Raw genomic sequence first — 17,471 nt, forward strand, 5'->3', positions numbered from 1 at the left:
TAGATAAATTTAGTCACGGATTAAGGTTAAAGTAAAAGATTTGACCGTACCTTCTATATAGAATGGCGATGTGGCATGTCCAGCCAGGCGCGATCGGCGCAAGGATTAAGCCAATCGTTTTTGAAGGCAAACTGCGCCTTCGCAAGCGTAGTTCAGCTTTTCGCCCAAGGCTGCGCGCCTTGCGCTTTTCTTTATGTGTTTATAAAATATCTGCTGCAAGCTGCGCCAAATCAGATCTCTCCCCTTTGACCAGCTTAATATGGCCTGCTGCACTTTGCCCTTTGAACTTTTCCAAAACATACGTCAAACCATTATTAAATTCATCAAGGTATGGATGATCGATTTGCTGGGGATCTCCCATCAGCACAATTTTGCTTCCTTCCCCTACTCTCGTCAATATCGTTTTCACCTCGTGCTTTGTAAGGTTTTGGGCTTCGTCAATGATAATGAACTGCTTGGGGATGCTCCGCCCCCTTATATATGTCAGTGCTTCAACCTCAATGGAACCCATCCCCACCAAAATCGAATCCAGCTCGCCGGGCTTTTTCGTATTGAACAGGTATTCAAGATTATCGTAAATCGGCTGCATCCATGGCCTTAATTTTTCCTGCTTCTCTCCCGGCAAATATCCGATATCCTTTCCCACCGGAACGATTGGCCGAGCGACAAGAAGTTTTTTGTATTTTTTCATATCTTCGGTTTGCATCAATCCGGCTGCCAGGGCCAAAAGAGTCTTCCCGGTGCCAGCCTTTCCGATCATTGTAACCAGCTGGATATCCTGGCGGAAAAGCAGCTCAGCCGCCATTGTCTGCTGGACATTCCTCGGCTTGATTCCCCAAATGGAATCAAAGTGGGTAATCAATTTTTTAATCATCGTTCCTGTTTCATCAACGATTCCAAGCCCCGATGATGAACTTCCAAGCTCATCCTTCATGACGATAAACTGATTCGGATGCATCGGTTTGCCGTTTGCGATATCCAAACATGAAATTTCACCTGTTTCATAAAAAATTCTTAATAAGTCGATATTAATAAAAATCTCCTGTGTTCCGGTATATAAATGATCCACTTCCACTACACGGTCGCTCAAAAAATCTTCCGCCTGCAGTCCAAGGGCATCTGCCTTCACTCTTAACAGAGCATCTTTGCTGACGATGATGACGGGCTTCCCGTTCTCTTTCTTCTCTTCCTCCATTGCGATGTTTTTTGCCACCGCCAAAATACGGTTATCATTCGTCTTTTCTAAAAAGATCTCCTGCAGCTGGTGGAATGACCTGTGGTTGAGTTCAATTCGCAATGTCCCTCCATTTTCCAAAGCTATCCTTTCGTGGAGTTTTCCGGTCAGTCTGAAGCCGTCTATCAATTTGGAAACATGCCTTGCATTCCTGCCGATCTCGTTCATATACCTCTTCTTTGAGTCCAATTCTTCCAGCACAACCGCCGGGATGACAATCTCATTGTCCTGGAACGAAAAGACGGCATTGGGATCCTGCAACAAGACATTCGTATCTAACACGTATATTTTCGTCAAATTGATGCCTCCTGCTCCTTTTTAATATCATATGATGCTGTAGATCGGCCGGTTCCATTAGAAAGTGTCATAAGGGACAGCTCTTTGTCTGAAATATATGTAATTGTGCATAAACTTAGAAGCCATATTGCACAATATATAAATAATGATAGTTGGCAAAAAAACAGGAGGAAAGCATATTGAAAAAAGCAGCATACATTTTCATCATTCTCATACTCGCAGCGTGCGGCCAGATGAACGGGCAGCAAAGGGATGGAGAGAATCCCTCCCTTCAAAACACAAAAACTGAAATAAGCCGTCAAGATAACACCCGAAACAGCGATGAAGACAGAGCAAATTATTTAGCCGGGCTCGCCTCCGACATCCCCCAGGTAAAAAATGCAACAGCTGTAGTTGCCGGGGATTACGCTATTATCGGCATAGACGTGGATAAAGATTTGGACCGATCCAAAGTGGGGTCCATCAAATATTCAGTCGCTGAAAGCATCAAGCACGATCCGAGAGGTGCCGGAGCTATCGTGGTCGCCGATCCCGATATCAATGCCAGACTGAAAGAAATTAAAGATGACATATCCAAGGGCATGCCCATGCAGGGGATCATCAATGAATTGGCCGATATTACAGGAAGGGTAATGCCTGAATTGCCTCCTCAGGAAAATAATAAAAACCCTCAGGAAGCGCCTCAAAAACAGGAGCAGGAAATGGACAGGCAGGACACCCGCCAAATCCAAAAGGAGCAGGAAAAGCAATCAACGGAATAGCAACAGGCCATAAGAGAATTTATCATGTAAGAATCAGGCTGCAACATGGTATAATGGTTTGTAAAAGAACATTATTCTTTTACAGAGGTGGCCGTAATGAAAGTGCAATGCGTCATTTGCGATAATCAGCACGAACTGGGAAATGACACACCCCTTGCCAAAAAGTTAAGGAACAGGCCGATTCATACTTATATGTGTGATGAATGCCATAAAAGAATTGAAGAGAAAACAAAAGCGCGTCATGCAAGCGGGCAGTTTCAGCTATACAGTTTTAAAGGGAAGGAAAAGGATTTTTAATAAGAAAAACCGGGCTGCTTTTTGCCCGGTTTTTCTTAATTATTGAATGTCCCCGCTTTTTTCTCCCTGTTCAGCCTGATCTTATAAATGATCAATATGAGTGCCGCTACGACAAGCCCTTCTGCAATCGGAAGAAAAATCCCGAGAAAAGTAAGTATTGTACACCCAATAAACAGAAAGAAATAAATAATTGCGGATTTTAACAATGGCAGTTTCTTAGCAAACCCAAGTTTATATACGAGAATGCAAAGTGCTGCAATAGTCAAAAACAAGAGCCAATTTGCAGTTTTCGCATTTGGCGCCTGCAGATAATAAAATTTATAAAATGTAGAAAATCTATCAATCGCAGCTTGGTCCGCTTTCGTCATGGCCAGAACGAAGAACAGACTACCAATGAAATTCATTCAGGCTACCTCCTACGTCTTTAGAAAGGGACTCCTTTTTAAAAGGAATCCCCCATAAGCATACCATATTTAAGCGGCATTATAACAAAATTAGGCAAACTTTTTCTTTTTGGCCGCTTTTTCCCGTTCATTTTTGTTCAAAATTGTTTTGCGCAAACGGATTGACTCAGGGGTGACTTCACATAATTCATCATCATTCAAGTATTCGAGAGATTCCTCCAAAGACATGATCCTCGGCCTTTTGATGACTGAAGTCTGGTCCTTTGTGGCCGACCTGACATTCGTGGCATGCTTCGTCTTCGTAATATTGACCGCCAGATCGTTATCACGCGAATGCTCGCCGACAATCATCCCCTCATATATCTCGGTGCCGGGTTCAACAAATATCGTTCCACGGTCTTCCACATGCATGATGCCGTACGTCGTCGCCTTTCCGCCTTCCATCGAAACAAGGACACCTTGATGCCTTCCTCCGATCTGACCGGAAGCCATCGGCTGGTAGCTGTCAAAAGTGTGGTTCAAAATTCCATAGCCCCTTGTGAGCGACATGAACTCTGTTGTATATCCGATCAATCCCCTTGCAGGAACATGGAAAATCAGACGGACCTGGCCCTTCCCGTTATTGATCATATCCAGCATCGTCCCTTTACGGGATCCGAGCGATTCAATAATGCTTCCGGTGTATTCCTCCGGAGTGTCAATTTGAACATGCTCAATCGGTTCACACAGTACGCCGTTCACCTCTTTGACAATCACCTTCGGTTTTGACACTTGGAGTTCAAAGCCTTCACGGCGCATATTTTCGATTAAAATGGACAGATGGAGCTCGCCTCTCCCTGAAACAACCCATGCATCCGGAGATTCAGTATCTTCAACCCGAAGGCTTACATCCGTTTCAAGCTGCGTTTTAAGCCTTTCTTCAATTTTTCTTGCCGTAACAAATTTTCCCTCTCTGCCCGCAAATGGGCTGTTGTTGACCAGAAAAGTCATTTGGAGGGTAGGTTCATCTATTTTAAGCAGCGGCAAGGGCTCCTGATGGTCGATTGGACATAAAGTTTCACCGACGTTTATATCTTCCATGCCGGATACGGCTACGATGTCCCCTGTATATGCCTCATTAATTTCGACCCTTTTCAGCCCGAAGAAACCAAACAATTTGGTTACACGAAACTGTTTCACGTTCCCATCCTGCTTCATCAAGTCAACCTGCTGTCCTACCTTGATGGTACCGCGAAATATACGGCCTATGCCTACCCGTCCAACATATTTATCGTAATCCAAAAGGGATACCTGCAGCTGGAGAGGTTCTTCCCGATTTTCCACAGGCGCAGGGATATGCTCCAAAATCGTTTCATACAACACTTCCATGTTATCTTCCTGATGATCCGGTTCTTTACTGGCCGTTCCATTTATTCCTGAAGCGTAAATGACCGGAAATTCCAGTTGATCATCATTGGCGTCAAGCTCGATGAACAATTCCAGAACCTCATCCACCACTTCCTCAGGCCGCGCAAAATCTCTATCAATCTTATTTACGACTACGATGGGGGTCAGGTTCTGTTCCAAGGCTTTTTTCAATACGAAGCGGGTCTGGGGCATACAGCCTTCATATGCATCCACCACAAGAAGTACCCCGTCCACCATTTTTAAAATCCGTTCCACTTCTCCGCCAAAATCGGCATGGCCGGGTGTATCCATAATATTGATTTTTGTATCTTTATATTGAATGGCGGTATTTTTCGCCAAAATGGTTATTCCCCGTTCACGTTCCAAATCATTGGAATCCATTACCCGGTCTTCGACATGCTCATTTGTCCGGAACGTTCCGGATTGTCTGAGCAGCTGATCAACCAAAGTCGTCTTTCCATGGTCCACGTGGGCGATAATCGCAATATTCCTTATATCGTTTCTTATATTCAAAGTAGTTCCTCCTGCCTGTATAACAGCAAATGCTGGCATATAACTTAACAATTATACCACAATAGTAGCCAAGCCGATCATTTTTTTGTAAAATTGATGAGTGAGGAGGGCGAACAGCGTGAATGGCATTAAGTGGAATTTTCTTTTCTTGGCCATATTAGCGGCGTTTTCCATCGTAGGGATGGGTTTTTCCCTCGGTGCAAGAAGTCCCATTGGAATAATCATCTGTTTTATCATTTTGATTTCTGTTATGGGCTATGGCTTTGCGACAAAAAAAAGATACAGGGAATCCGGCAAATTATAGAACCCCATGGTTATATGATTACACGCCATTTTGGATTCATACAGAAACGGTCCAGCTGCCATAACTGGACCGTTTCTTCTATAAACCTTTTGATAAATATTTTTGAATGATTTTTTCATGGAGCCCCGGTTTTGCTACAACGATCGGATTTCTTTCCAAAATGTTCAGCGGCTCCCCTTTTAAATTTGTCACCTTCCCGCCAACTTCCTCAACAATGATTTTCCCCCCGGCGAAGTCCCACGGTGAAAGCCGCATCGTTATGTAGGCATCAAGCCTTCCGGTAGCAACAAATACAAACTCAAGTGCAGCGGAGCCGTACGATCGTGTTCCCCTTGCATCGTTTACAAGCGGTATCAGAGTCTCTCTGGGATCAATCAGCCTGTTGGAAACAAGCCACGTTGAATTGATCCCGATCAATGCTTTTTCTACAGGCACCTTTTCTAATGGCGGAAGCTTCTTATCATTCCAAAAGGCGCCTTCACCTGCTTTGGCATAATATAGCTCCTGATACACAACATCATATACATATCCTAATTTAGGGTTTCCATTTTCGTAAATTCCGATGGAGATCATGAAATTTCTCTGCTGGTGAACAAAATTGGTAGTGCCGTCGATTGGATCTATAATCCAAATGATCCCGGAGAACCCGGCCGGGTCATCTCCAAAGCCTTCTTCGCCCAAAATATAGTGATCAGGAAATGCTTCCCTTATTTTTTTTGTGAAAAACTGTTCCGTTTCTTGATCTATATTTGTTACGAGATCATCCGGGTTCGATTTTGTCATGACTTCAGGTGCTGTTGCGAATGAAGAGACAATTCTTGTGCCCGCCTCCTGAAGCCATGCTTTGGCATATTTATCTATCAATGTCCAGTTTGCCATTGTCATCCTCCGATCAGTCTTTCCTTCTTCAATACCCAGCTTATTGAATATCCATTATCATTTCAAGTTTATAAGAAACAGGATCATTTTATACTATCCTGTCCGGCAACAAAAGACGAACCCCTTCATTTTAAAACATGAAGGGAGTTCGCCATTAGAATCAGTTATTATTTTCATCTGGATCAATATCACAATGCTTCCATCTTTATTAATTCAGAACGGATTCTTTCCAATTTGCGCTTTGCTTTTGTCTTCATATCTTCGTTATTTTCCTGCATTGCATCAAACAGAACAGCGAGTTCATAGTTTAATTCCAGGTGAAGGACAGCAAGTTTCTGTTTATCCACTGACTTCTTTCGATAAGCGTTGACGACTTGCTTCATTGACAAAACACTCCTTCCGGGATTAGTTTGCAAGTGCTTACCTTATCTCTATTCGCTTACTTTATCGTATGTTGCCGACTGATTGCCGGTAACAAAATTGTGCACTTACCCAGGATGTTGAATGAATGAGTTCCGCTTAATAATTTAGTACCCGTTTGTCGATAATATTAAACACATGATGCTTTCTGTCTAATGTTGGCTCCTTGCTATAAACGAATTGTTTCACCGGGGGCTGCCTGTTTCATTTTTTGGACAACATTATATGCCGAATAGCCGCTCACCTCTTCGAATTCATTACAAATGTTCTTTTCATCTGCTTTCCCCGGCACAATCTCTTTAAAACGCCGATACGCTTCTATCAGTGAGCTTTTTTCAATTCCTTTCTCATACGCCTTTTCTATTGATTGAAAAAAATGGATGACATCCACTATCTCTTCAGTCGACCAGAGATGGGATATCGGATATTGATAATCCATTAATGAACACTCCATTTCAAACGAATTTTTTCCGCTTCACTCATCATTGTTTGTATAAGCTCATCGACACTTAAAACTTCATGTATCAACCCTGCTGCCTGTCCTGCCCAGCCGAATCCCTGCTCCGGATTGCCTTCGTAAATATATTTTTTGTTGGCTGTTCCACTAATATACGGCTTCAGCTCTTCGTAGCCGGCACCCGCTTTTTCGAGTTCGATGATCTTTTTGGACCATGGGGTCGAGATTACACGCCCAGGAGCTTTAAGCGTTCTTTTGATAATTTCAGTATCTGTTTCGGATCCGTCAATTATTGCCTGCTTATATCGGTTTGAAGCATGAACACATTCCTTTGTGGCTATGAATCTCGTTCCCATTTCTATTCCTTCCGCCCCGAGGCTCATTGCCGCCATAAGACCCCTGCCGTCCGCTATCCCGCCGGAAGCTATAACAGGAATTGTCACAGCGTCGACAACAGATGGAATGAGGACAAATGTGCCGGTATCATCCCTGCCGATATGCCCTCCACCCTCTTGGCCGACAACCATGACAGCATCTGCCCCCAGTTCTTCCGCCTTCACGGCCTGGCGCTTCGCTGCAACAAGGACAAGTTTTTTTACATTTACCCCTTCAAGTTCTTTAAAAAATCCGGATGGGTTTCCGCCTGTAACAGAAACCACTTCAACCTCTTCCTCAATCGCGGCTTCAAGCATATGTTCAAAGCGGCGCCCGTGCTGTCCGATCGCAAAATTAACCCCAAATGGTTTGTCGGTCATTGTTCTTGTTTTCCTTATTTCTTCTTTCAGTTCATCAGCAGTTGAGAGCGACATGGCTGTTATTTGTCCCAAGCCGCCGGCATTGGAAACCGCAGACGCCAATTCAGAATAGGCCAGGTGAGCCAATCCGCCTTGTACAATCGGATACTTGATATTAAGTAAATCTGTCACTCTTGTTTTCCACTTTTCCATCCCTTAACCTCTCCCTTGTCGTTTTAATTGAAGCAGATTTTTAAAATAAAAGGAGCGCCCCGTCCGGGATGCTCCTCATTCCAGTTATTGTTCATCTGTTTTTTCATTGCATTCACAGCAGCAGGAATACAATTTTGTCACTTTGTCATCCTCAAAATAATCGATGGTTGCATTGCAATCCTGACAGATGATAATTCCCATCTTCTCCATCCCTTCCTGTGAAAAGGCTTGAAAATGATTCATTAAATTCATAATAATATAACACATCTTGATTATCAAGCCTAAATTGTATGACACATTTCACAGAATAAGAGGTTATTCAGTTTTTGTATCAATTAGAGCAGGGTCAAGGAGTTCATACCCTTTATCACGCAGACCGTCAACAATCCTTTCAAGGCCGTCATTCGTCCATTCACGGTCATGCATGAGCAAATTGGCCCCGTCCTGCAGCAACGGTGTATCGACCATAATATGTGCGATGGCGTCACCTGTCATATACTCTTTCTCCCAGTCATAGCCATATGTCCAATTCATCAGCAGCATGTTCTCATCTTCGGCAATCTTCCTGCTGTAATCTGTATTCTTGCCGAAAGGAGCGCGAAAAAATTTCGGCTTTTCCCCTATTATTTTTTCAACTTTATCATTTACAGACAAAATCTCTTCCCCTTGTTTTTCCTCAGGAAGGGTTGTCAGGTCGCTATGCGAATATGTATGGTTTCCGATCATAAATCCAAGATCATGTATCTCTTTGATCACCGTTTCTTTTTCAGGAGAATCGATCAAATGGCCATTGACGAAAAAAATAGCCGGCGCGTCCAGCTTCTTCAAGGTTTTGGCCATTTCCAATGCATGTTCATCAGGCGCATCATCAATGGTTAATAGCACTACTTTAGGGTTTGCCTCTCCGATCGGCTCCAAAGCAAATGTGTTTTGATTCAATTTATATTCCGGTGAAGCGACGGCTTCCTCCTGTTTCGTGCTTTCTTCTTTTGGCTTGTCCTCTTCCTTATTCTCCGCCCCCTGCTTATGCTCGCGGGTTTCCTGTTTAGCTGCTTCATCTCCAGACTGCTTGTCCTCATGCGCCGCTTTCTCCGCACCGCAAGCAGCCAGAAGCAGAATTGCCGCTGTCATGGTGAAAAACTTCCTCATTATCTTCTCCTCTCAAATCAATCAAAATATGAATTTACTCTATTATAACTTTTCTGTCCTTTGATAGATATTGTAAAACCTTCACCGATTAAGAAAAGCGCAAGCGCCTTGCCCATCGACGTACAGACTGGAGTGCCTCCGACGAGATAAAGGAAACACGGCGAGGAACGAGCCGATGTTGACTTATCGTAGGAGGAGGTGCGAAGTCTGCTAGTCGGTAGGCGCTGGAGCTAGACAACAAAAGGCTTTGTTCAAAATTTTATAGCTAAAAAATCTTATGATTTCTTACTCAGTAAAAAAGCGCCGATCTGTATAACGTATTCAATAACAGATGAATCCCGGCATAAGCGCTCAAACTTGCCACCGTAATAAAAATAGTAGTCCTATTTGATTTGACTATCATTCTTGCAAGCAAAAACGCAAGATAAAAGAACACGGAAAATAAAATGGCCTTTGCAAGAATATGGTCACGCCCCGACAACCATTCCACAAGTGTGAAGCCGCTCCAGATCATCAATTGCAATATGAGTGCCACATATTTTTTCATTGACAGGTCACCAACTTTTAAGGATATAACAAGCATCCTGTTATTGATAATATGCACTCTCTGGGGCAAATTAAACCTTTTTATATGAAAAAACCCTTTGGAATTTGGAGTTCCAAAGGGTTTTTGAAAAACATTATTTCATGATATGAACAGGAGTTCCGAGAGCAACCTCTGCGGCTTCCATTGTCATTTCTCCGAGTGTCGGGTGAGCATGAATGGTCATAGCCACATCTTCTGCTGTCATGCCCGCTTCGATGGCAAGCCCGATTTCGGCAATCATATCGGAAGCATTGGCTCCTGCAATTTGCCCGCCAATGATCAATCCATCTTCTTTACGAGTGATCAGTTTTACGAAACCGTCTGTTTCATTGAGCGCCAGCGCACGGCCGTTTGCTGCAAATGGGAATCTGGCTGCTTCAATTTCAATTCCTTCATCTTTTGCCTGCTGTTCGGAATATCCGACTGAAGCCAATTCAGGCTCTGAAAAGACGACTGCCGGTATGCCGATATAATCGACTTCAGAGGATTGCCCTGCAATAACTTCCGCAGCAATTTTTCCTTCGTAGGAAGCTTTGTGTGCAAGCTTAGGCCCATCGACAATGTCACCGATCGCAAAAATGCTTGGAACATTGGATCTGCGCTGTTTGTCGACTTCAATAAGTCCTTTGTCATCGATTTTTACTCCGACCTGCTCCAGTCCAAGTTCGTCCGTGTTAGGCTTTCTTCCAACCGTCACCAGGACATAATCTGCCTCGACCGTCTGTTCCTCACCCTTAGCAGCATATGTCACTTTTACTCCCTCGTCTGTTTCTTCAACGCCTTTTGCTTCGGCGTTAGTAACAATATTTACATTTTTCTTTTTCAAGTTGCGTTTGACAAGCGCAGTCATTTGCTTTTCGAATCCGCCAAGAATATCCTTTGTGCCTTCAATGATCGTCACTTCCGTGCCAAAGTTTGCATAGGCAGATCCAAGTTCGACACCGATATATCCCCCGCCGATGACAACAAGACTTTTTGGAAGCTCATCAAGATTGATGGCTCCTGTTGAATCGAGCACGCGCTTTGAATATTTAAAGCCTGGAATCTCAACAGGACGAGATCCGGTCGCTATGATGGCATTTTTGAATGTGTATGTTTGTGCAGAGTTTTCATCCATCACACGAATGCTGTGTTCATCAACGAAATAAGCTTCTCCCTTGACAATGTCGACTTTATTTCCTTTTAAAAGCCCTTGGACACCGCCGGTCAGTTTGTTAACCACTCCGGATTTCCATTCTTGGACTTTTCCAAAGTCAAGTGTGACATTTTCCGCTTTTATTCCGATGTCTTCTGAGTTTTTGGCTTCGTGGAAACGGTGGGAAGCTGATATCAAAGCCTTTGAAGGAATGCATCCTACATTCAGGCAAACTCCTCCCAGTTCCCCTTTTTCAACAATCGTTACTTTTTGGCCTAACTGTGCTGCCCGAATGGCTGCCACATATCCGCCAGGCCCGGCACCAATTACAATCGTGTCTGTCTCAATTGGAAAATCACCTACTACCATACTTTACGCCTCCATTAGTAAAAGTTCGGGATCACTTAACAGCCTCTTGATGTGGTTTAATGCCTGTTGCGCAGTAGCGCCGTCAATAATCCGATGATCAAAGCTCAATGATAATGCTAACACAGGTGCGGCAACAATTTCACCATTTTTCACTATCGGTTTTTCCGCAATGCGGCCGATTCCGAGAATGGCTGTTTCCGGTTGATTGATGACAGGTGTAAACCATTGTCCTCCTGCAGATCCGATATTCGTGATTGTGCAGGAACCGCCGCTCATTTCATTCGGGCTCAATTTTCCTGTTCTTGCTTTATCTGCCAATTCATTGATTTCTTTGGAAATAGCAAAAACCGACTTGGAATCTGCCCGTTTTACGACCGGAACAAGCAAACCTCTTTCCGTATCAGCAGCAATTCCAATATTGTAGTAATGCTTTTGTATGATTTCCTCTTTTTCATCATCAACGGATGTATTCAATGCAGGGTATTCACGCAATGCACTTACCAAAGCCTTTACAACGTATGGAAGGTAAGTCAGTTTAATATCTTTTTCAGCTGCAATCCCCTTGAATTTCTTGCGGTGTGCAACAAGTGCAGTTACATCGACTTCATCCAGAAGGGTAACGTGCGGTGCGGTATGTTTGGAATTGACCATCGCCTTGGCGATCACCCTTCTGATACCGCTCATTTTCTCCCTTGTTTCCGGATAGTCGCCTTCCGGGACAACAGGAGCTTTTTTCTGTTGCTTCTCCTCTTGTTTCGGTGTTTCTTCTGCTTCGGGCGCTGATTCTTTTTCCGCCGGTGCATTTAAGTATTCATCAATGTCAGACTTTAAGATCCGTCCATTTTTTCCGGAACCGCTGACAGCCTGTATGTTCACGTTTTTCTCACGCGCATATTTTCTGACGGAAGGCATGGCAATGACCCTTTTGTCTGAAGCCTCTTCCTCTTTGGCTTCCGGCTGGTCTCCGGCTCCGGTTTTCTCCGCCTTTTCCTTTTGCTCGGCCTCTTCCTTTACTTCCTCTTTGTCGATATCTTGTCCTGATTCGGCTGTTGATTGCACGTCCGCTTCGGTTTCATCTTCGCCGTGGGCACCTTTAAATTGAAGGTCTTCATAGCCTGGTGCATCAAACTTGATCAGCACGTCGCCGACAACAGCCGTCTCGCCTTCTTGAACAAGAATTTCTTCAACCGTCCCGGCAACAGGTGATGGTATTTCAACCACTGCCTTATCATTTTGCACTTCACATAACACATCATCTTCTTCTACTTTTTTGCCCGGTTCCACGAACCATTTGACAATCTCGCCCTCATGGATTCCTTCACCGATGTCAGGGAGCCTAAATTGGAATGACAATGTATTTCACCCTCCTGTTATTCATATTTCGGATAGACCGTCGTAAACAGGCGCTTGCGCCTTTGTTTTTAAAATTCAAGCACTTTCTTTGCAGTTTCAATTATATCCTTGTGGTTCGGAAGCCAAACCGGTTCTGCCTGGGAGAAAGGATACACGGTATCCGGAGCTGTCACCCTGAGAACAGGCGCGTCCAAACTCAAAATGGCACGATCATTGATTTCCGCCACAACATTCGCTGCAATTCCTGCTTGTTTCTGCGCCTCCTGCACAACAATCGCCCGATTTGTTTTTTCAACTGATTTGATGATCGTTTCAATGTCAAGCGGGCTGATTGTGCGAAGATCAATGACCTCCACTGAATGTCCCTCTTTTTCAAGTGCCTCCGCCGCTTTGATGGAGTCATGCACCATCGCACCGTATGTGATGATCGACAAGTCTTTTCCTTCCTTTTTCACTTCTGCTTTTCCAAGCGGAATGGTGTATTCTTCTTCAGGGACCTCCTGCCTGAAGGAACGATACAACTTCATGTGCTCAAGGAAAATGACAGGGTCATTGTCACGGATGGCAGAGATCAACAAGCCTTTGGCGTCATAAGGAGTTGATGGAATGACCACTTTTAAACCGGGCTGCTGAGCCATTAACCCTTCCAGGCTGTCTGCATGCAGCTCAGGGGTATGAACACCGCCGCCAAAAGGTGAACGAATTGTAATCGGCGCATGATAAGAGCCGCCTGTACGGTAACGCCAGCGTGCCATTTGTCCGCTGATGGAGTCCATCACTTCATAGACGAACCCGAAAAACTGGATTTCCGGAACCGGGCGGTAACCTTGAGTGGAAAGTCCGATGGCAAGGCCGCCAATACCGGATTCGGCTAAAGGAGTGTCAAATACACGTTCTTCCCCAAACTCTTTTTGCAACCCTTCCGTCGCACGGAAAACGCCGCCGTTTACCCCTACGTCTTCCCCAAACACAAGGACGTTTTCATCATTGCGCAGCTCGGTGCGAAGCGCATCCGTTATTGCTTGAATCATTGTCATTTGCGCCATGGCTTACTTCGACTCCTTCTCTTTATATATTTCATACTGCTCTTGCAGATTATATGGAAGCTCTTCAAACATGTTTGAAATCAAGTCTGTCACTTTCTGCTTCGGAGTATCATCAGCTTTCTTGATCGCCTCTTTGATTTCTTCTTTCGCCTTCTCTATCACTTCATTCTCTTTCTCTTCACTCCAAAGGCCTTTGCCTTCCAAATATATTCTGAAACGGACAATCGGGTCTTTCTTCTCCCATTCATTGTCTGTATCAGACGTACGGTAACGGGTCGGATCGTCCCCTGCCATCGTATGTGGGCCGTATCTGTAGCAGAGTGTTTCAATCAAGGACGGTCCTTCACCATTGATAGCGCGCTCCCTTGCTTCACGAACGACAGCATATACCGCCAGCGGGTCCATCCCGTCAACAAGAACTCCTGGAATGCCGGCAGCGACTGCCTTTTGGGCAATTGTTGCTGCAGCTGTCTGTTCTTCACGCGGAGTGGAGATGGCGAACTGGTTATTTTGAACAATGAAAACCGCAGGAGCACCAAATGCGCCGGCAAAGTTAATGCCTTCATAGAAATCACCCTGTGAAGAACCGCCATCACCTGTGTATGTAGCGGCCACCGCTTTCTTCCCTCGCTTCTTCAGCCCAAGAGCCACACCTGCTGTCTGGACGTATTGGGCGCCAATAATAATTTGAGGCGGAATCACATTGACATCCTCGGGAATCTGGTTTCCGGCAAAATGGCCTCTCGAAAACAAAAATGCTTTATATAAAGGAAGCCCGTGCCAAATAATTTGAGGCACATCTCTGTATCCGGGCAATATAAAGTCCTCTTTTTCAAGCGCAAAATGAGAAGCGATAGCTGACGCTTCCTGTCCCGCAGTAGGAGCGTAGAACCCCAGGCGTCCCTGACGGTTCAAGGAAATAGAGCGCTGGTCCAAAATACGCGTGTAAACCATCCGGCTCATAAGCTCCACCAGCTGCTCATCGGAAAGATCCGGCATCATTTTATCATTGATCACTTCACCTTTTTCATTTAAAACTTGTACCATTTCAAACTTTTCTTCAATGCTTTCCAGCGTTTTAACCGCATCAACTTGAGCTGCCTTCGCCTTTGAAGCCATCAAAACCACCAATCCTTCCTTTATTTTTTTGATTTTGGCTTTTATTCTTTTAGAGTACCCTAAACGGCATGTTCAACTAATGAAAAGGCCTATTCCTATATGTTTTCCACAAATGCTGTCCTAAAAACCAGCCGTATTTCTCAAATCCCAAACTGTATCAGTTATTTTTTTGCCGTTTTATAATACAATCATTTGTATATCTCGTTTTTTAGATTACATGACAACGCCCTTTAAGTCAAGGATTATAATATTAAAAGGCATACCACTTTTAACTTGGAAAGAGCCTTAACTATATCTGTATTATAAAAAGCGACATCACTGTTTCATATACAAAAGAAAAAGTTTAGGCGTGTTATACAACATATTCATTCTGGAAACCGCAGGCGCCTCCTTCAGCTGAGGGTATATAGTTCTTTTCTTTAAATGCAAAAAGGGAACGACACACTCGTTCCCCGTATTCAAAGCAGCGCTAATCATTGGTGATGCCTGCCTCTTTATAAAGTTTTTCTTTCTCTTCATTGAATTGATCTGTAAATTTATTGAACTGCTCACTTGCCTTCAGAACTTCTTCCTGTACGTTGTTGGCGGTCTCAATCTGAGCTTCCAGGTCTTCCAGCTTCAATTCTTTGTCTTTCATCATTTCATAAATCTTACGGTCTTCCTTGATTGCTTCCCTATAAGCTTTTACAAGCTGCTCATGGCTGTCGTAGCGCCGATTCATCAGCTTTTTCAGTTCTTTCGCTTTTCCCTTTAACTGATCATCCTTCAGTTTATCAATTAAATGATCGATGTTGTCGAATTCTTTTTTTGAAGCTGCCATCGCTTTTTCCTCTTTGGCTAAAAGTTCTTCGCGTTTATCTAAATTGGCAAGAGCCTTGTCGGATAGAGCAACGATTTCATCGAACTTTTTCATCCCCAGGTTCATGATTTCATCAAACAGTGATTTTTCTTCTTTTTCCAGTTTCATCAAAGGCTTTTGCTGTTTTTCAAAGTCTTTTTCCAAAACGACTGTCTCTTCAAGGCTCTTATGTATTTGCTCCTCCGGGGTCCCACATGCCGATAAGAGAGTTGCGGATGCAAGCAGTATTACAGCTAAATGACGTTTTTTCACCGGTATTCCTCCCATCGTTACGATAGTTTCTACTATAAAGGGAGAAACAGGAATTGACAACAGGCATTATCGAAAGGAGCTGATAAACGTGGCTTTAAGGAATGGAAGGTTTATATTTATCGTTCTTCAATTGGAATTTCAGGCACCCCGTTCCAGGAAAGCGAAAGGCTGCTACACATCATTGAAGGTAGCAGCCTTTTTTCCATTAAATATGACATTTTAGGATTTATATACTTAAGAAACAAACACAAGGACATACATCATTAATTAGCTAGCCATATCCGCATCCATATATTTAGCCTTTTTTAAGTTGGCAACGGCCACAATAGCAAGCAGAGAAGCAACAATAAGATAGATGCTGATAGGTGCTGTGCTATTAAAGGTATTTAATAAATACACACATAGCATAGGTGATATTCCTTGAACGGCAGCTGAAAGCTGATAACCCAGTGACGTTCCGCTATACCGAAGCTCGGCAGGGAAACACTCGGCAATTAATGCGGCTAAAGGACCATAGACTGTTCCAGCACCAATAATGGCAAGGCTCATCGCAAGAACAACTAAAAACGCGACCTTTGTATCAAAAAGCCAGAAGAATGGGAAGGCCATCAATACAGTTACAATAGCTCCTGCGTAAAATATAGATTTTCTATTGAACTTATCTGATAAATGAGCTGCGTAAAGGATGACAAGGATCTCAACTACTGATACCACCATAAGTGTATTCGTCAGAAACTGTTCTTCTATTTGCAATTGTTCTGACCCATAACTGATGGCAAAAGTAGTAAAGACGTAAAAAGGAACTCCTTGGGCTAAACTGGCCAGGATGACCAACAATATTGTTTTGGGGTATCTTTTAAATACATCCCGAACAGGTTGTTTTGATAGACGATTTTCTTTCTTCATTTTTGTAAATTGTGGAGAATCCGCTACACCACGACGAATGATAAAGCCGATGATAACAAGTATGATACTGACAAGAAAAGGAATCCTCCATCCCCAAACATGGAAACTATCCCCTGTTAAAAAAATCGTGAGGGAAACAACGCCTGACGATAAGAGCAGGGCAATAGGCGATGCAACTTGCGTCATACTTCCCATTAAACCTCTTTTTCCCTTAGGACTCCATTCAACAGAGAGGACGACCGACCCTCCCCATTCACCCCCGGCACCGAAGCCTTGGCAAAAGCGGAAAAACACCAACAAAATCGTTACAATAATACCCCCGGTTTGGTATGAAGGCAATAATCCGATTAGCATACTGGCTATTCCCATTAACAGAAGTGTTGTAACTAAAGTAGCTTTCCGTCCAATGCGGTCACCAAAGTAACCGAAAAAGGCAGCCCCAAGCGGACGGGCAGCAAATCCTACAAATAGTGCGGCGAATGATTGCAACAGCCCAACGTACGGATCATTACCCGGAAAAAACAATTTCGGAAAGACCAAAGCGGCCATTGTTCCAAAAAGAAAGAAATCATACCATTCAATTGTTGTTCCAACTAAGCTGGCAAGAGCGGCTCTTTTAGCCTGGCTGTTTCGCTGTTTTTCAGTTAAATTTTCGTGATTTATTTCAGTTGACATTTTTTCTTTTCACCATCTCTTTAGTTAAAATTCTTTAGCTGAATTATTACTTATCATTCCATAAATACCGATTACTAAAGGTCCCAATCTTATCCCTTGGAT

Annotated in this window: 20 protein-coding genes; 4 read left to right on the top strand and 16 right to left on the bottom strand. The window is 43.7% G+C overall.

The features are described from left to right. Positions 1 to 199: 199 nt before the first annotated feature. Entirely contained in the window at positions 200 to 1,531 is a 1,332-nt protein-coding gene (locus D4N35_RS06735; RefSeq protein WP_120071750.1) for a PhoH family protein, read from the bottom strand. Positions 1,532 to 1,710: 179 nt separating this feature from the next. Between D4N35_RS06735 and D4N35_RS06740 the strand changes: the two genes are divergently transcribed. After that, positions 1,711 to 2,292 carry a YhcN/YlaJ family sporulation lipoprotein gene (locus D4N35_RS06740; protein ID WP_235870316.1) on the top strand — a complete coding sequence of 194 codons (582 nt, stop codon included), beginning with the start codon at positions 1,711 to 1,713 and terminating at the stop codon, positions 2,290 to 2,292. 96 nt (positions 2,293 to 2,388) lie between these two features. Beyond that, on the top strand, positions 2,389 to 2,589 hold the full coding sequence (locus tag D4N35_RS06745) for a YlaI family protein (protein ID WP_120071752.1): 201 nt from the start codon (positions 2,389 to 2,391) through the stop codon (positions 2,587 to 2,589). 35 nt (positions 2,590 to 2,624) lie between these two features. Here the strand turns inward: D4N35_RS06745 and D4N35_RS06750 are convergent, their stop codons facing one another. Both D4N35_RS06750 and typA read right to left on the bottom strand, forming a co-directional pair. Beyond that, the gene (locus D4N35_RS06750; RefSeq protein ID WP_235870317.1) at positions 2,625 to 2,993 is read right to left on the bottom strand and encodes a YlaH-like family protein; all 369 of its coding nucleotides are present in this window, start codon (positions 2,991 to 2,993) and stop codon (positions 2,625 to 2,627) included. Positions 2,994 to 3,083: 90 nt separating this feature from the next. Then, positions 3,084 to 4,952 carry a translational GTPase TypA gene (gene typA / locus D4N35_RS06755; protein WP_390614827.1) on the bottom strand — a complete coding sequence of 623 codons (1,869 nt, stop codon included), beginning with the start codon at positions 4,950 to 4,952 and terminating at the stop codon, positions 3,084 to 3,086. Positions 4,953 to 5,031: 79 nt separating this feature from the next. On the opposite strand from typA, the gene D4N35_RS06760 reads away from it, so the two are divergent. Continuing rightward, positions 5,032 to 5,217, top strand: coding sequence for a YlaF family protein (locus tag D4N35_RS06760; protein ID WP_120071756.1), 186 nt, complete (start codon positions 5,032 to 5,034; stop codon positions 5,215 to 5,217). 78 nt (positions 5,218 to 5,295) lie between these two features. Here the strand turns inward: D4N35_RS06760 and D4N35_RS06765 are convergent, their stop codons facing one another. The 12 genes from D4N35_RS06765 to D4N35_RS06820 all read right to left on the bottom strand — a co-directional run bounded on the left by D4N35_RS06765 (position 5,296) and on the right by D4N35_RS06820 (position 15,788). Next, positions 5,296 to 6,096, bottom strand: a complete 801-nt coding sequence (locus tag D4N35_RS06765; protein WP_120071758.1) for an inositol monophosphatase family protein — start codon at positions 6,094 to 6,096, stop codon at positions 5,296 to 5,298. A 188-nt stretch (positions 6,097 to 6,284) separates the two neighbouring features. After that, complete coding sequence (locus D4N35_RS06770) at positions 6,285 to 6,479, bottom strand: YkzI domain-containing protein (RefSeq protein WP_120071760.1); 195 nt, start codon at positions 6,477 to 6,479, stop codon at positions 6,285 to 6,287. A 206-nt stretch (positions 6,480 to 6,685) separates the two neighbouring features. Next, complete coding sequence (locus D4N35_RS06775; RefSeq protein ID WP_120071762.1) at positions 6,686 to 6,955, bottom strand: UPF0223 family protein; 270 nt, start codon at positions 6,953 to 6,955, stop codon at positions 6,686 to 6,688. Then, a complete protein-coding gene (locus tag D4N35_RS06780) occupies positions 6,955 to 7,920 on the bottom strand; it encodes an NAD(P)H-dependent flavin oxidoreductase (protein WP_120071764.1) in 966 nt (321 codons plus the stop codon). The genes D4N35_RS06775 and D4N35_RS06780 overlap by 1 nt, the downstream gene beginning before the upstream one ends. 84 nt (positions 7,921 to 8,004) lie before the next feature. After that, the gene (locus D4N35_RS06785) at positions 8,005 to 8,172 is read right to left on the bottom strand and encodes a GapA-binding peptide SR1P (protein ID WP_390614815.1); all 168 of its coding nucleotides are present in this window, start codon (positions 8,170 to 8,172) and stop codon (positions 8,005 to 8,007) included. Positions 8,173 to 8,235: 63 nt separating this feature from the next. Continuing rightward, positions 8,236 to 9,069, bottom strand: a complete 834-nt coding sequence (locus tag D4N35_RS06790; RefSeq protein WP_120071766.1) for a polysaccharide deacetylase family protein — start codon at positions 9,067 to 9,069, stop codon at positions 8,236 to 8,238. A 289-nt stretch (positions 9,070 to 9,358) separates the two neighbouring features. Beyond that, a complete protein-coding gene (locus D4N35_RS06795; RefSeq protein WP_120071768.1) occupies positions 9,359 to 9,616 on the bottom strand; it encodes a hypothetical protein in 258 nt (85 codons plus the stop codon). Between the two features lie 133 nt (positions 9,617 to 9,749). Beyond that, entirely contained in the window at positions 9,750 to 11,159 is a 1,410-nt protein-coding gene (lpdA, locus tag D4N35_RS06800) for a dihydrolipoyl dehydrogenase (RefSeq protein WP_120071770.1), read from the bottom strand. A 3-nt stretch (positions 11,160 to 11,162) separates the two neighbouring features. Continuing rightward, entirely contained in the window at positions 11,163 to 12,512 is a 1,350-nt protein-coding gene (locus tag D4N35_RS06805; protein WP_120071772.1) for a dihydrolipoamide acetyltransferase family protein, read from the bottom strand. 68 nt (positions 12,513 to 12,580) lie between these two features. Further along, positions 12,581 to 13,558, bottom strand: coding sequence for an alpha-ketoacid dehydrogenase subunit beta (locus D4N35_RS06810; RefSeq protein WP_120071774.1), 978 nt, complete (start codon positions 13,556 to 13,558; stop codon positions 12,581 to 12,583). A 3-nt stretch (positions 13,559 to 13,561) separates the two neighbouring features. Continuing rightward, positions 13,562 to 14,677 carry a pyruvate dehydrogenase (acetyl-transferring) E1 component subunit alpha gene (pdhA, locus tag D4N35_RS06815; RefSeq protein WP_120071909.1) on the bottom strand — a complete coding sequence of 372 codons (1,116 nt, stop codon included), beginning with the start codon at positions 14,675 to 14,677 and terminating at the stop codon, positions 13,562 to 13,564. A gap of 469 nt (positions 14,678 to 15,146) precedes the next feature. Next, complete coding sequence (locus D4N35_RS06820; RefSeq protein ID WP_120071776.1) at positions 15,147 to 15,788, bottom strand: YkyA family protein; 642 nt, start codon at positions 15,786 to 15,788, stop codon at positions 15,147 to 15,149. An 88-nt stretch (positions 15,789 to 15,876) separates the two neighbouring features. On the opposite strand from D4N35_RS06820, the gene D4N35_RS18505 reads away from it, so the two are divergent. Next, complete coding sequence (locus D4N35_RS18505) at positions 15,877 to 16,011, top strand: hypothetical protein (RefSeq protein WP_260842592.1); 135 nt, start codon at positions 15,877 to 15,879, stop codon at positions 16,009 to 16,011. Positions 16,012 to 16,055: 44 nt separating this feature from the next. Here D4N35_RS18505 and D4N35_RS06825 read toward each other — a convergent pair whose 3' ends face one another. Further along, positions 16,056 to 17,369 carry an MFS transporter gene (locus D4N35_RS06825; RefSeq protein ID WP_120071778.1) on the bottom strand — a complete coding sequence of 438 codons (1,314 nt, stop codon included), beginning with the start codon at positions 17,367 to 17,369 and terminating at the stop codon, positions 16,056 to 16,058. Between the last annotated feature and the right edge of the window lie 102 nt (positions 17,370 to 17,471).

It is taken from the genome of Siminovitchia fortis, assembly GCF_003605365.2.
In the GTDB taxonomy this organism is placed as follows: domain Bacteria; phylum Bacillota; class Bacilli; order Bacillales; family Bacillaceae_C; genus Siminovitchia; species Siminovitchia fortis.